Below are 14,054 nucleotides of genomic sequence, written 5' to 3' on the forward strand. Positions count from 1 at the left end.
AAACGAGGGTGGGGGACCAGGCCATGCTGACCGTCCAGGAACTGCGAGCGCTGAGCAGGCGGCTGACGGAGCCGTTCTTCTGCCGGCAGGTGGGGCCCTTCGTGCTGGTGCAGAAGCCGCCCAGCCCGGTGATGGCGCAACTCGCGCTGAAGATGGGCGCGGCCCGCACGACGATGGCGCGCGACATTCCCAGCCTGGAGCGGCAGCAGGTGGCCCTCTGGCTGCACTTCGACGCGCTCACCGTGGCCACGCTGCCGCCGGTGGACGGGCAGGACGTGCTCACCGTGGGCCGCCAGCCCGACTGCGACCTGGTGGTCAACGAGCCGTCCGTCTCCAAGCGCCACGCGCAGCTGTGCTGGCACGGCCCCGCGGCGGGCTGCACCCTGGTGGACCTCAAGTCGAGCAACGGCACCTTCATCAACGCGAAGGAGCTGGCGTCGGGCGGCGAGCTGCACGTGCGCGACGGCGACCTGCTGGGCTTCGGCGACGCGACGTTCGCCTACCTGCTCGCGCCGTCCTTCTACGCGAAGCTGCAGCGCATGGCGCCGCTGTGAGCCCCTCCCGTTTCCCTCGCACCGGGGCTACCTGAGAGGCATGGACCGGAGGGGATGATGCAGGCGGCCGGACACGGGGACGCACGGCACCTCACAGCGTCATGGTGGCTCAAGGGCACGGCCTCCGGTGAGCCCGGGGCACCAGAAGCCAAGGTCGAGGAGTCCCTGGAGACGCGTGAGCCGGAGGCACCGCTGTGCTGCGCGCGCTGTGGCCATCCCGTGACACGCGAGCGCCACCGCATCCCCGTCAACAGTCGGCACGAGCACACGCGCGTCAACCCGTTCGGCATCGTCTTCCACTTCGGCTGCTTCGCCCAGGCGGAGGGGTGTGCCGTGGATGGCCCGCCCACGGCCGAGGCTACGTGGTTCCCCGGATTCGCCTGGCAGGTGGCGCACTGCGCCGCGTGTGGCGCGCACCTGGGCTGGGCATTTCGTGGCGACGGTGCCTTCTTCGGGTTGCTGCTGGACAGGCTGACCCTGCCGTCCTGAGCGTGCTACGCATTCCAGAGCATAACGGCACGCATCGGGAGGGGATGCACGTGGACACGACACCTGGAGACTACGGGTCTCCGCGAGACGAGCAGGAACTGGCGGCGGCCGCGGAAATCATGGTGCAGTCGTATGCGATGGCGCCGGCGGCGGCGACCACCTGGACACAGCGCGTGGGGGCGTCGAGCCTGCGGCTGATGCGCGAGGGCGGCCATGTCGCGGGGACACTCGTCTTCATTCCGATGGGCCAGTGGTACGGCGGGCGCAACGTGCCCATCGTGGGCATTGGCGGGGTGGGCGTGTCCCCCGTCCATCGCGGTCGCGGTACCGCCACGCGGATGATGCAGAACGTGCTGCGCGAGGCCCGCGCGACGGGAGCCCCGCTGTCCACGCTCTATCCCGCCACGCAGCCGCTCTACCGGCGCGTGGGCTACGAGCACTCCGGCGCGCGGTACGAGGTTCGCCTCCAGGTGCCCATGCTGGACGTGAGCGAGCGCACCTTGTCGCTGCGGCCCATCGAGGCGAAGGACGAGGCGGCCATCGCCGCGAACTACCAGCGCTCGGCCCAGGCGCGGCAGGGCTGGCTTGCCCGGGGCCCCTATGTGTGGAGCCGCGTGTACGCGCCGCGCGACGGAACGGCGAGCGGCTACCTCGTGGAGGGCGCCTCCGGCGTGGAGGGGCACCTGTTCGTCGTGCGCAAGTCGCTCGCGGGCTGGAAGCAGGAGCTGTCCCTGTCGGATGTCGTGGCCAACACGCCCGCGGCGGCGCGGCACATCCTGAGCTTCCTGGGCGACCACCGCTCCCTGGTGACGGAGGCCGTGTGGTACGGCGGGGCGGATGACCCGCTGCTCATGCACGTGCGCGAGCAGACGTACACGGTGAAGCTGGACATGCACTGGATGGTGCGCGTGCTGGACGTGGCGAAGGCGCTGGAGGCGCGCGGGTGGCCTTCGGGGCTGTCCGGGGCGCTGCACCTGGAGGTGGAGGACGACCTGTTCCCGGAGAACCGCGGGCGCTTCGTGCTGGAAGTCTCGGACGGCGCGGCGCGCGTGCGGAAGGGTGGGGAGGGGAGTCTGCGCCTGGACGTGCGCGGACTGTCCCCGCTCTACACGGGCTACCAGTCCGCGGAGACGCTGCGGATGGCGGGCCTGCTGGACGCGGATGACGCCACGGTGCGCGCGGCGGTGTCCCTGTTCTCCGGCCCGCAGCCGACCATTCGCGACATGTTCTGAGTCAGCGCTCGGACTTCAGGCCCTGGCTCGCGGGAAGCGAGCGGGCTCAGGGCCCTCAGAGCCACGTGTAGTTGGGCATGCTCGGATTCGCGAGGAACGTCCGCAGGTTCGTCAGGGTCGGCGACAGCGGCACGGCGCGGCTGAACGGCAGGGCCGGGTTGCCTCCGCCAAGCGCAACAGCCGGGTTGTAGTACTCGTACGGGTAGAGACGGATCTGGCCCAATGCTGGCATGGCCATGCTTGCGAGGGCTGCCTGCTCCACATTCATGGGAGTCACCACCCCTCCGATATTCGTATTGAAGTGCGCGAGGAGGGACAAGACCGTGGTGGTCGTGATGGGCACGGAATGGATGAAGGCGCTGATCTCTCCGTCGTACTGCATGCTGCGGAAGGACCAGTTCGCCGAGCCCACCACGAGCCATTGGTCGTCGAAAGCGGCGACCTTCGAATGGGTGTAGATGGAGTTGGGGGTCGGTGGCGCTCCAGGATGGATGTACTTGGGGCAGTAGAAATGGATTGCGGACTCCACCGCGATGATCTGGTGAAACCGGACCACGACCGCCCCCGCCCCGGAGTCGAAGGTCAGCGTGTCGTTCTCCAGCCAGCTCGTCGCAGTCGGTGCCCCCGGATTGTAGCAGTCGAACACCTGCCAGTTGGCCCCGCATGCCGCTCGCATGACGGTCACCGGGCCCGCGCCAATGTCGTAGACGACACGCGTACAGTAGGGCGCCGCCGGAGCCACGGTTCCGTCCTCGAAGGTGAGCGCGAAGTGCAGCCACGCCCGACGGGTCATGTAGCCTGACTTGCCGTCCATGGGGTCGGGCACGACGATGGCGACCCGGAGGTTGGCACCCACCGCCGAGCGGGCCCGGTGACGCGCGACGATGGCCTGCACCAGGTCCGGATCACAGAAGTGATAGTTCTCGAAGTAGATGTAGTTGTTCGCCGCGTTGATGCGCTCGATGACCGCGTCGCGGATGTGTGTGTATCGCGTCGTGCCCTCGGCCCGGGTGACGGCAATCTTCACCTCGGTGTTCTGCGCGTCGGCTGGCTGCAGCGTGGTGTTGTCGACGGTTTCGACCGTCCGGCGGCGGACCGTGGAGGACTCGAAGAACGTGAAGTCACGGGCGAGGAATTCACCGTTGTACCCATACACGTTCGCCAGGCCATACCACTCCGCCTCGAGCGCCCGGGTCCTGCGCCAGCGCCGCATCCACTCGCGTTCGATGTCATCGGTGGCCGGGCCACGGATGTAGACGGCTGCGTCGTGCCAGGGCTGGCAGTGAGCGGCCAGCGGCGGGAAGGTATGGTCCTGCGACCCGAAGTAGCTGTTCGAGAGGTTCAAGCCGCCAATGGCGGCGTGACGCACACCCGCAACGGAGAAGATGGCGATCTTCTGGTGGATGGAAGAGCCCGTCTCACCTTCCGAGTGCTCGAAATAGACGCGAACACGCCCGGCGCCCTCCACCGCGGCCATGGCGACGTCCATGTCGTAGAGCTTCTTCGCCATGTCCTGGTTGGACGAGAACACGCCCTTGCCCATGTCGAACCGGCTCTCGAGCGCGTTGGGGCGCCAGAGGATGAACTCGACGTGGTGTCCGGCCCGGACCACCCGCTCGATGTAGTTGATGAGCCGGTGATTGGGCTGCTCCAGATTGGCCCGGGGGCCGACGGTGACGTCGTCGTGCGCATTCCAGAACGCAAGACGGACGTACGTGAGCCCCTTCGGGTCCGGTGGAGCCTGCCGCACCGTCTCGAAGCCGAGACGGAGGAAGTCGAAGAAGTTCTCTCCGTCCTGGATGAACTGGACGAAGTTCTGTCCCGTGGGGGTGTGCGGGGCGGCGACGTAGGTGAAGGCGTTCAACCGCGCGGGGCCGGGCGTCGGGTCTCCCGGGTTCTGCACCGCGATGGAGACCTGTCCGGCCGCGCGCGGGGGCACGCGACAGCGCAGCGTGGTGGCATTGACGTACTCGACGTCCGTCGCCTGGTGCCCGTCGACGAGGACCGTGGCCTTCTGGAGGAAGTCGGCGCCGGTGACGATGATGGCGCGTCCGCCCGTGATGGGGCCCATCGCCGGGTCCGCGTCCGCGGTGACGGTGGGCGCGTTCCGATACGTGAAGAGGTTGTTGCCGACGCTCGGAGCAGGCGCGCCGGGATTGAGGACCGACACATGGACGGCGGCGTACGGAGGGCCTCCGGCCGCGGCCGGGGTCCTGGCCGTGAGGGTGGTCGGGGAGACGAAGACGACGTTCGTCGCCGCGACGTTGGCGATGAAGGCGCTGGCACCCTTCACGAAGCCCGTTCCGGTGATGGTGATGTCCGTACCGCCCGCGCTCGTCCCCGTCAGGGGTTGGATGCCGGTGACTGTCGCCGCGGGCTGGAACGTGTAGCCCTGGGTGTAGCTGCCGGCGCCCGAGTTCGTGACGACAACGTCCACCGGGCCGGCTGCATGCACCGGACTTGCGACGGTGAGCTGGGTTGCCGAGACGACCACCACGGGCGCGGCGGCGACCCCGTCGAAGCTCACCGCGGTGGTGCCATCGAAGCCCGAGCCATGGATGGTCACCGTGGTTCCCTGCGGACCGGCGTTCGGCTCTATCTTCGTGATGGCGGCATACTCGAAGCCGTTCACCCGCGTGACACCGTCGACGATGACGTCCACCTGGCCCGCCGCGTGCGCGGGCGTGGTGACCGTGAGGTCCGGGCCGGCAGCGGGCGCCGCCGCGTTACCACCGAATGTAATCGCCGCGCCGGGCAGGGGAGGGACCGGCAGGTGGATGCGCACGTTCTCGCCACCGGCCGGGAGCCCGCGTCGGGGCTCGATGCGAAAGTCGGCATAGGTGAAGCCATTGACGAGCGTGCCGGTGCCGCCGCCGTCGTTCTGGACCTCCACGTTCACCGCGCCGTTGGCGTGAGGGGGCACCGTGCAGCGTATCGCGGTGGCGGAGATGACGTTGACGTCGGTGGCGTCGACTCCCCCGATTCGGACCGCCGCACCCTTTTCGAAGTGGGTCCCCTGGATGGTGACCTCCGTATCCTCGGGACCGTCCGGGGGCTCCACGGCCGTCACCGTCGCGAGCGCGACGAAGGTGAAGCCATTGGCCAGGACCGCCACCGGGTCGCCGAGGCTGTTCTGGACCGTGATGTTGACCGGTCCAGGCGGTCCTGCCGGTGTCGTCGCGGTGACGGTCATCGCGTCCACGAGGTGCCCGTTGAGCGCGGCCGTGCCTCCGAGCTGCACGCCATTCACCGCGAGCGTGAGCAACCCGCGCCCCTTGATGGTCACCGCGGTCCCACCGGCCGCGGGGCCCTTCGCGGGCTCGATGCCGAGGACCTCCGAGCTGCCGTACTCGAAGCCGTCCAGGGTCCCGGTGGAGAGGACCACCGCCGGAGCCGGAGTCGCGCCCCCGACAGGCGGCAGCGCGGGGTTCGTCACCCGGACTGCGACGCGGCCCGCGAGGTGTGCAGGCGTCTGGGCCACGAGCTCGGTCGACGAGTTGAAGGCGACAGCGGCGGCTGCCACGCCCCCGAAGTCGACTGCCGAGTTGGGCACGAAGTGTCGCCCGGTGATGGTGACACTCGTGCCACCGCCGGGCCGGCCTTTCGCCGGTGAAAGCGCGCTGATCAGCGGCTCACAGAAGTGGAACCCGAAGGGGAAGGCGAGGTTGTCTCCCGGGTTCAACACGCACACCTGCGTTGGACCGAGCGCATGCTGCTGGAGGGTGCAGGTGATGACCTTGGCCGAGACGCGGTTCACCGCCAGCGCCGCGATGTCGGCAAGGCCAGCGGGGCGAACGACGACCTGCGCGCCCATGGGAAAGCCTTCGCCGTTGATTGTCACGGCGCCGCCAGCGGTCGGGAGCAGGTTCGGCTCGATGCTCTTGATGACGGCGTAGTACTGGAATTGAGTGGCCCATGTGGCGGTCGGCCCGCCGTCGTAGAGGTATCCAGGGTCGTTCGTCACCGAGACGGTGACCGGTCCAGCCACGGGCTGCGCCGGCACGGTGACCGTCAGGGTCGTCGAATTGACTCGCAGTACCTTCGGCGCTTTCTGGTTCCCGAACTTCACGCGCACGGACACGGCGAAGTCCGTTCCGGTGATGGTGACGACAGCGCCGCCGGTGACCCTGTCCAATGCCTGCGCTACGTTCGTGACAGAGAGTGCCAATTCGCCTCCGATGAAACTACGTCGAGCAGGGAGCCATCCGGTACTTCAAGGCGAGTACAGCTTCGCGAGCTGCGTCCGGGTCGGTTCATCGATTTCGCCCGACTCACGCAGGCCGTACTTCTTCTGGAACTCAGCGAGCGCGCGGCGGGTCAGCGGGCCCACTTCGTTGCGCTCCGAGCCGCACCAGAACCCGAGATTGAAGAGCCGCCCCTGGACGCCGGAAATCGTCTCGAGCGGGTCCAGGTGCGCGAACCGGAAATGATAGGTCTCGGGATGGGGCTCGGTGGCCAGCGTGAGCTCCATCGTCACCGCTTCGGCCGGGACGGCCTCGTCGAGCGCCCCGGCGCCATCCGTCTTCCCGGTCCAGGAATGCTCCGACCCGTCGCGGGTGGTCACCGTGATGAGGAAGCCAAGCCCGGAGCGTGCGGCGCCCTCCTCATCCTGGAAGCGCAGGCGTGCTCGCGCCTCGGCCCGCTCGCAGCGGAGCCGCGCCTCCTGACCGGTGCCGACCTCCACGAGGGTCGGCTGGCTCTCCGTCAGGTTGACGACGTCGTCGGGGGCGAGCACATCGGGGCTGCGCTGCCCCTGGTGGAGGTCGGGGTTGTTCTTCCACAGGGTCTGTGAGTCGAGGCCCAATCGGACGGCGAGCGTCCAGAGGGATTCGCCCTGCGCCACCTTGTATCGCCCCGACTCACCGGACGTGGAGGGCGCGGCCCACGCCGCATCGAAGGCCGAAGTCGCGCGGTCCCCCGGGAGCGGCCCGGTGCCTTCGAGCGCCCACGTGCCGACGCCGAGGGCCCGCACCTGATGGGTATCGGAGTCGAGCAGGCCTTCGAAGCGGACCCGTCCCTGGGAGTCCGCTCGCAGGGTGAGGATGCCGGCCTTCCCCTTGCGGCGGAGCTCGACGACGGCGCCCGCGACGGGGCCGTCATCGCTGGTGAGCACCACCTCGACCGCGTGGTTCGGGTGCTTCAGGGGGCAGCGTTGGACGGCGCTGCCCACCTCGCCTTCCAGCTTGGAGGAGGCGGCGTCGGCGGCCCGAAGGCGCGCGGCGCGCGCGCGTGACGCGTCCTCCGCGGGGGGCTCTTCGGGCTTCCAGATTTCGTGCGGACCGAAGCTCGTGCGCCAGTCCCGAAGCAGGTCCTCCGGCGCCGTACCCGTGCCGCTGAAGACCTCCGGCGAGGTGACCTCGCTGCTGGAGCCGGATGCGTGCGGCTCGTGGTGCGGGGACCAACTCGCGAAGCCGTCGTCAGAGGTTGCCATGGTTACATCCCCAGCACTTGTCTTTGCGTGGCCTTCGTTGCCGACTGCTCGAGCGATTGGAGGCAGCGCTCGTGAACGCGCGCCAGACGCGCGCTGGGGCTGCCCGTCGGCTCACGGAGCAGCTTCGCGGGCCATCCCAGCTCGGTATCGAAGGACCAGCCGAAGCACGCGGCCAGCTCGAGATAGCGGGCGCAGTCCCGGCGTGACGAGATTCCGTACTCCGCCGCCCGGTCGAGACAGCGCTCGAGCTCCTCACCCAGCTCCCAGTCCTGCAACGCCGCCAGCTCACCCGGAAAGTGGGTGCGGAGGTGGGTCATCATCTCCACCACGAACTGTTGCAGGCGTGCTCGAGAGAGGGAGCGCAGCTGACTGTCACGGATCTTCAGATGCACCACGCTCCTCGCAGGACGTTCACGCGGAGTCCTGGTCGCCTGGAAAAATACTACTTCCATGACGTTCGAGCGATAGGAATCGAGTCCGGCATCAGCGCGCGCCAATCTGTCCACTGAATTGCATCTTAGATACAATAGCAATTGAGGTGGATGACTCCACGGTGCGCGCGGCGGTGTCCCTGTTCTCCGGCCCGCAGCCGACCCTCCGCGGCATGTTCTGGGTCAGCGCTCGCCGCCAGGCGGCTCCACGCGGTGCAGCTCCTCGGAGAGCGCGGTGAGCAGCTCCCGCGCCTCCGTCAGGGACTCCGCTGGCATGCGCAGGAGCAGCCGCTGGGTGGCGGCCTCGACGGTGCCGGTGGCTGGGATGACCAGCGCGCTTCCCGGCCCGGTCACGAAGAGCAGCGCCCGGCGCATGTCACCCGGGTCGTCCTGGCGCACCAGATAGCCTCGCTTCACCAGCCGCTTCACCACGCCGGTGAGGGTGCTGGGGTGGACGTGGAGGACGCTCGCGAGCCGGGTGGCGGTGATGCCAGGGGACTGCTCCACCAACTGGAGCACCAGCCGCTGGAGGTCCGTCAGTCCCAGCACGGCCTCCATTCCCTTCGAGGCGGTGCTCAGGCCCTGGGCCACCGCCCACAGCAGCCGCATGAACTCCAGCACCTCGCCCAGGTCCGGCTGCGCGGGCACGGCGCCCGTGGAGCGGGCCGTGGCGACACGCCTCGCCTTCATGGGCAGGGGCTGACCCACCGGGGTTTCACGGGTCATGGCTGCCCGGCCTGCTCGGGTGAAGGCAGGCCCAGGGCTCCGGCCAGCTCCGAGAGCTTCGCCTGCACCTTGCGCATGTTCTCCGGCCCCATGCGCAGCAGGTGCTTCTCGGCGCCGCCCAGGGCCTCCAGGCGCGGGTCCGCATAGACGTAGAGCGCGCCCTTCGGGGTGAGCTCCACCGGGCCGCGAGGCACCTCGACGCGGGTGAGCCTGCCAATGGCCTGGGCCAGGGCCTGCTTCAGGCTCCGCCCGGGCGGGGCCATCTCCGCGTGGGCCGCGTCCAGCAGCGGCTCGAGCTCCTGGTACACGCGCTGCACGCCCTTCACGTCCACCGAGGCCAGGGCCCGGACGACGCCGTCGTAGCGGGCCTGTCCCTCCGGCGCCATGACGGTCCGCCCGGCGCGCTTCACGACGCGAAAGCCTCCGGTGGGCGCCATGAAGGACAGCGGCGCACGCGGGCTCTGTCCCTCGGCGACGAGGTTCGTGGCGGCGGTGAAGCGGCGGACGAGGTCCTCGGCGGACAGCCAGCGCAGGAAGTCCGCGTCGCTGGAGAGTCCACGCAGCAGCTCCCTCACGCGCGGGTCGGTTCCGGACAGCTGCACCGCTGGAGGGGCGGGGACGGCCGCGACGGGTGCCGCCTGCTCGGGCACCGGGGCGGGCGCGGGGGCGGGCTCGGGCGCGCGCAGCAGGTATGCGGCCACGCCTCCGACGAGCAGCACCACGACCAGGGCGGTGGCCACCAGCGGCCCGCGAGAGGAACGGGTGGATGGGACGGACGACGGCGTGGGCGCGTTCTCAGGGGTGTTCATGGGTGTTCTCGGGCGGGGAGGGAAGGGCTACAGCTCGCCCGCGCGGGCCTGCTCGGCCAGGCGGAAGGAGAGCTCGGCGCGGCGGTTCTTCTCCGGGGTATTCACGTCCGCCGGCCGCTCCTCGCCATAGGACACGACGGCGATGCGCTGGGGCTCGACGCCCAGGCGCACGAGGTAGGCGCGCACGATGTCGGCGCGGCGCTGCCCCAGCGCGATGTTGTACTCGGTGGTGCCCAGCTCGCAGGTGTGGCCCGACACCGTCACCTTCGCGAGCGAGCGCTGGCGCAGGGCCTGGGCGACGTGCTCCAGCCCGTCACGCGCTTCGGGTGCGAGCGTGGCGGAGTCGAGCGAGAAGTAGATGGGCGCGGAGGTGAGCGCCAGCAGCGCTTCGGTCTCCTCCCCGGAGGCCGGGCGGGAGGAGTCGTCATGCCGCGGCGTCGCGGGCGCGGAGGCGGTCGGCGGGGGACCGGCGTGGGAGGTGGAGCTGTTGGCGGCGCGGCTCGCACAACCGACGAGGCCGGCCGTCAGGAAGAGGCAGAGGAGGGTGCGGGTCATGCCCTGCTGTTTGAGCAAGGCCCATGCCGCGAGAGGTGCTCTCTGGAGGGACTCGCGAAGCCGCCTCCGAGGATGGCAAAGCGCAGCGTCCTAGCGTTGCGAAATGCCGGTGTCGGAGCGCCGTCTGTGAATGGTGGAGACATCAATCCCCAGCAGCTCCGCCGCGCGCGTCTTGTTGCCTCCGCAGCGGGCGACCACCCAGGCGATGTACTCGCTCTCGAGCTGCCGCAGTGGCACCACCTGCTCGTAGGCCGCGGCCAGCGGGTGGGGTTCCAGTGCACCCCCCGAGGCGTGATGCCGCAGGAGCGACAGGTCCACGGTGGACTGACTGCCGAGCACCACCAGGCGTTCGATGAGGTTCTCCAGCTCGCGCACGTTGCCGGCCCAGGGCATGCGCGCGAGCGCGGCGACCACGTCCGGGTCCAGCGCGGTGACGGGGGAGCGCGGGTTGCGGGTGCGTGCCCGGGCCACGAAGTGCTCGACGAGCATGGGAATGTCCTCGGGCCGCTCGCGCAGCGGAGGAATCCGCAGCGACACCACGTTGAGCCGGTAGAAGAGGTCCGCCCGGAAGCGGCCCTCCTTCACCCGGGCCTCCAAATCCTGGTGGGTGGCGGCGATGACGCGCACGTCCACGCTGCGAGAGCCGTCCGCCCCCACGGCCCGCACCTCGCCGTCCTCCAGCACGCGCAAGAGCTTCGCCTGGAGCTCGGGCGGCATGTCCCCGATTTCATCGAGGAAGAGCGTGCCGCCGTCCGCCTCGACGAAGAGGCCCCGGCGCGCGGTGGTGGCGCCGGTGAAGGCACCCTTGAGGTGGCCGAACAGCTCGCTCTCCAGCAGCGCGTGGGGCAGCGCGGTGCAGTTGACCGCCACGAAGGGCCCGGGCCGCCGGGGCCCCTCCGAGTGCAGTGCCCGGGCGACGAGCTCCTTGCCGCTGCCGCTCTCGCCGCGCACCAGCACCGGGGCGCCGGATTGGGCCACGCGTTCGATGAGCGCGTAGAGCGCCTGCATGGAAGCGCCGCGGCCGATGAGCGAGCCCAGGCCGCTGCGGTCGGCCACCTGCCGCTTGAGGTCGCGGTGCTCGGCGCGCAGGCGCCGCTCCTCCACCGCGCGCCCGACGTAGAGGAGCACCTCGTCCAGGCGGAAGGGCTTGGTGAGGTAGTGGTACGCGCCGCGCTTCATCGCCTCCACCGCGCTCTCCACCGCGCCGAAGGCGGTCATCAGCAGCACCGGCAGCTCGGGGTCGAGCTTCCGCGCCGCCGCCAGCACGTCCATCCCGTCCACGTCCTCCATGCGCAAATCGCACAGCACCACGTCGTAGAGGCGGGCGCGGAGCTGGGCGATGGCGTCCGCTCCGCCCGTTGCCAGGTCCACCCGGTAGCCCGCGTCCTCGAGCGGTGCCTGCATCATCTGCCCCATCTCCTCGTGGTCATCCACCACGAGGATGCGCGCGCTAGACGGCATGTCGCTCCTCCAAACCGGGGACGGCGGCCGTGGGCCACCGCAGCATGACGAGGGTGCCCAGGCCGGGCTTGCTGTCCACCTCGACGCGGCCGCCGTGGTTGCGGACGATCTGCGCCACCATGGTGAGGCCCAGGCCCGTGCCCTGGCCCCGCTTCTTGGTGGTGAAGAAGGGGTCGAACACCTGGTGCAGGTGCTCCGGGGCGATGCCGCGGCCATCGTCCTGGATTCGGATTTCCACCACGCCCGCCTCCGGACTCTCGCCCGCGCTCAGCCTCACGGAGCCTCCGGCGCTGCATGCATCACAGGCATTGAGGGTGAGGTTGAGCAGCACCTGCTGGAGCTGGTCCGCGTCGGCCGCGAGGGCAGGGAGCCGCTCGGGCACGTCGACCTCGAACCGCACGCGCCGGCGCTCCGCCTCCACGTGGAGCAGCTCCTGGAGGCCGCGCACCACGGGCGCGAGCGAGATGGCGCGAGCCCTGGCGGGCTGCAGGCGCGAGAGGTCCAGGAGCTGGCGGATGATGCGGCTCACCCTGTCAATCTGGGTGACGATGGCGCCGAGGCCCCGGCCCTGGGGATGCTCCGTCCCGCCCGCCTTCTGGAGCATGTACTCGGCGTGCCCGCGGATGATGCCCAGCGGAGTGCCAATCTCGTGGGCCACGCCCGCTGCGAGCACGCCCACCGTGGCCAGCTTCTCCGCGCGCAAGAGCTGGTCCTCCAGCATGCGCACGTTGCTCAGGTCCTCCAGCACCAGCAGGGAGCGGACCTCGCCATCCCGGTGCTCCAGCGGCACCGCGTGGACGTTGTACTGCCCCTTCTCGCTGAAGAGGTTGAGTGGCTCCCCATGCAGGCTCCGGACGCCGCCGCCCTCGCGCGCGGACGCCACCAGCGCTTCGAGCTGCTTCACCACGGCGGAGGGCGCGTCCGGAAAGGCCTCGGCGAGGCTGCTGCCCAGCACGGTGGCGGGCAGGCGCGAGCGGAGGGCCTGGTTCACCGCGCTGATGCGGCCCTCGTGGCTCAGGGCGAGGACGCCGGTGGGGATGTGGTCGAGAATCTTCTGTGTCTTCTCGTGCAGGTGCGCGAGCTGGGCGGCATGGCGGCGGCTCTCGCGAAGCTGCACGGCGCGGCGGTTGGCGAGCACGACGTACGCGCCGAACGTCACCAGGAAGACGGCGACGAGGAGCGCCGCCAGGGACAGGCGCAGGACGAGGGTGCGCTCGTGGGTGCGCAGCGCCCGCGTGGAGGAGAGCGTGGCGACGGACCAGGAGGACTCGCCGCTCATGCGCAGGGGCATGAAGGTGGCCACCACGTCGGCCGGCCCCAGGCCGAGCCGGTCCGCCTCGGCCTCGTCGAGCCTCAGCGTCCCGGACTCGCCGCCGCGCATGCGCTCCACCAGCGCGCGCAGGCCGGGCACGTGCGTGCTCCCGGCCTCCTCCAGGCGCGCGTACCAGGAGGCCAGGGTCGGGTCGCTCATGGGGGCGGGGGTGCCGTGGACGCCGAGCAGCAGCAGCCGGGTGTTCTCATCCACCGTCACCAGGCGCAGCGGCGCGAAGAGGGGCTCGGTGTCCACGAGGATGGCGACGGCGCCGCCGCCCCCGTCGGTGGGGATGGGGATGGCGAACACGCGCATCCACCCGGAGGCGGAGGAGCCCAGCGGGTGGGACGCGACGATGCTCCCCGGCGGCGCCGTGAGCGCCTGGCGCGCGGTGTCCGCCAGGGCCGGAGGGCGGACGGCATCGGCCGGCAGGTGGCGCGACCGATTGTCCACCAGGGTGAGCAGCTCGCCGCCATCCGGCCCGAGCACGGCGATGGCCCGGTACTGTCCCACGGCCTCCAGCAGGGCACGCAGCTCCCGGCGGTGGTCTCCGGCGGAGCCCGGCTGGGCGAGCAGCTCGCTCGCGAAGCGCAGGTTGTCCCCCAGGTCCTCCAGGGACTTGGAGACGCCGCTGGCGGCCTCCTCCAGCTGGGCGTGCCGCTCCTGGCCGAACTGCTCGACGAGCGCCTGGCGGTCCCGCTGGATGAACCACACCGCACCGCCCGCCACGCTGGCCAGGGCCATCAACAGCAGGAGGATGGGGACGAGGGGGCGTTGCATCGGAGGAGGGGCCAGACGGCTGCACAACGCAAGCGCGATGCCAGCCGTTCCCCCGCCTGGGGTGCGGCGCTCGGCGCCCGGGAGCCCTCGTAAAGCGCAACACCCGGCTGGCATTCTGCCAGCGTCGTCGGGGCGGCCCGCCTGCGGACAGGGGCGCCCCGCCTCGCTCGCCAGGCCCCCGGCCGGCCCGTCGGGTCAATTCCTGGCGGTGCCCGGGAAGTGCCTGGCCTGGCCGTGGGGCATGTCCGCGTGCCGTGCTCGCGGAGCGGCTGCG

The 14,054-nt window shown here is 70.4% G+C and carries 11 protein-coding genes; 3 read left to right on the forward strand and 8 right to left on the reverse strand.

What is annotated here, in order from left to right; all coding sequences use genetic code 11:
- The first annotated feature begins 23 nt into the window (after positions 1 to 23).
- Genes OV427_RS32805 through OV427_RS32815 form a run of 3 tightly spaced genes read left to right on the forward strand, consistent with a single transcriptional unit; the run spans position 24 to position 2,275 of the window.
- Positions 24 to 554: an FHA domain-containing protein gene (locus OV427_RS32805; protein ID WP_267860151.1), complete on the forward strand. Its 531-nt coding sequence runs from the start codon at positions 24 to 26 to the stop codon at positions 552 to 554.
- A 57-nt stretch (positions 555 to 611) separates the two neighbouring features.
- A complete protein-coding gene (locus OV427_RS32810; RefSeq protein ID WP_267860152.1) occupies positions 612 to 1,043 on the forward strand; it encodes a cereblon family protein in 432 nt (143 codons plus the stop codon).
- Between the two features lie 44 nt (positions 1,044 to 1,087).
- Positions 1,088 to 2,275, forward strand: coding sequence for a GNAT family N-acetyltransferase (locus OV427_RS32815; RefSeq protein ID WP_267860153.1), 1,188 nt, complete (start codon positions 1,088 to 1,090; stop codon positions 2,273 to 2,275).
- A gap of 55 nt (positions 2,276 to 2,330) precedes the next feature.
- Here OV427_RS32815 and OV427_RS32820 read toward each other — a convergent pair whose 3' ends face one another.
- The 8 genes from OV427_RS32820 to OV427_RS32855 form a co-directional block, all read right to left on the reverse strand.
- The gene (locus tag OV427_RS32820; RefSeq protein WP_267860154.1) at positions 2,331 to 6,443 is read right to left on the reverse strand and encodes an IPT/TIG domain-containing protein; all 4,113 of its coding nucleotides are present in this window, start codon (positions 6,441 to 6,443) and stop codon (positions 2,331 to 2,333) included.
- Between the two features lie 45 nt (positions 6,444 to 6,488).
- Positions 6,489 to 7,706: a peptidoglycan-binding protein gene (locus tag OV427_RS32825; RefSeq protein WP_267860155.1), complete on the reverse strand. Its 1,218-nt coding sequence runs from the start codon at positions 7,704 to 7,706 to the stop codon at positions 6,489 to 6,491.
- 2 nt (positions 7,707 to 7,708) lie between these two features.
- Entirely contained in the window at positions 7,709 to 8,098 is a 390-nt protein-coding gene (locus OV427_RS32830; protein WP_267860156.1) for a hypothetical protein, read from the reverse strand.
- Positions 8,099 to 8,320: 222 nt separating this feature from the next.
- Positions 8,321 to 8,863 (reverse strand): MarR family winged helix-turn-helix transcriptional regulator, encoded by a 543-nt coding sequence (locus OV427_RS32835; protein WP_267860157.1) that lies wholly within the window; start codon positions 8,861 to 8,863, stop codon positions 8,321 to 8,323.
- A complete protein-coding gene (locus OV427_RS32840; RefSeq protein WP_267860158.1) occupies positions 8,860 to 9,672 on the reverse strand; it encodes a DUF3014 domain-containing protein in 813 nt (270 codons plus the stop codon). The genes OV427_RS32835 and OV427_RS32840 overlap by 4 nt, the downstream gene beginning before the upstream one ends.
- Positions 9,673 to 9,699: 27 nt before the next feature.
- Positions 9,700 to 10,227 (reverse strand): OmpA family protein, encoded by a 528-nt coding sequence (locus tag OV427_RS32845; protein WP_267860159.1) that lies wholly within the window; start codon positions 10,225 to 10,227, stop codon positions 9,700 to 9,702.
- 90 nt (positions 10,228 to 10,317) lie between these two features.
- Positions 10,318 to 11,688 carry a sigma-54-dependent transcriptional regulator gene (locus OV427_RS32850; RefSeq protein WP_267860160.1) on the reverse strand — a complete coding sequence of 457 codons (1,371 nt, stop codon included), beginning with the start codon at positions 11,686 to 11,688 and terminating at the stop codon, positions 10,318 to 10,320.
- The gene (locus OV427_RS32855; RefSeq protein WP_267860161.1) at positions 11,678 to 13,780 is read right to left on the reverse strand and encodes an ATP-binding protein; all 2,103 of its coding nucleotides are present in this window, start codon (positions 13,778 to 13,780) and stop codon (positions 11,678 to 11,680) included. Before OV427_RS32855 ends, OV427_RS32850 begins: the two co-directional genes overlap by 11 nt.
- Positions 13,781 to 14,054: the final 274 nt, after the last annotated feature.

The sequence above is a fragment of the Pyxidicoccus sp. MSG2 genome (assembly GCF_026626705.1).
Lineage (GTDB): Bacteria > Myxococcota > Myxococcia > Myxococcales > Myxococcaceae > Myxococcus.

Excerpts from the sequence above, each read along its gene's own strand:
- OV427_RS32805 (WP_267860151.1), top strand. The coding sequence starts at position 24 with ATGCTGACCGTCCAGGAACTGCGAGCGCTGAGCAGGCGGCTGACGGAG.
- OV427_RS32810 (WP_267860152.1), top strand. The coding sequence starts at position 612 with ATGCAGGCGGCCGGACACGGGGACGCACGGCACCTCACAGCGTCATGG.
- OV427_RS32815 (WP_267860153.1), top strand. The coding sequence starts at position 1,088 with ATGCACGTGGACACGACACCTGGAGACTACGGGTCTCCGCGAGACGAG.
- OV427_RS32825 (WP_267860155.1), bottom strand. The coding sequence starts at position 7,706 with ATGGCAACCTCTGACGACGGCTTCGCGAGTTGGTCCCCGCACCACGAG.
- OV427_RS32835 (WP_267860157.1), bottom strand. The coding sequence starts at position 8,863 with ATGACCCGTGAAACCCCGGTGGGTCAGCCCCTGCCCATGAAGGCGAGG.
- OV427_RS32840 (WP_267860158.1), bottom strand. The coding sequence starts at position 9,672 with ATGAACACCCCTGAGAACGCGCCCACGCCGTCGTCCGTCCCATCCACC.
- OV427_RS32845 (WP_267860159.1), bottom strand. The coding sequence starts at position 10,227 with ATGACCCGCACCCTCCTCTGCCTCTTCCTGACGGCCGGCCTCGTCGGT.
- OV427_RS32850 (WP_267860160.1), bottom strand. The coding sequence starts at position 11,688 with ATGCCGTCTAGCGCGCGCATCCTCGTGGTGGATGACCACGAGGAGATG.
- OV427_RS32855 (WP_267860161.1), bottom strand. The coding sequence starts at position 13,780 with ATGCAACGCCCCCTCGTCCCCATCCTCCTGCTGTTGATGGCCCTGGCC.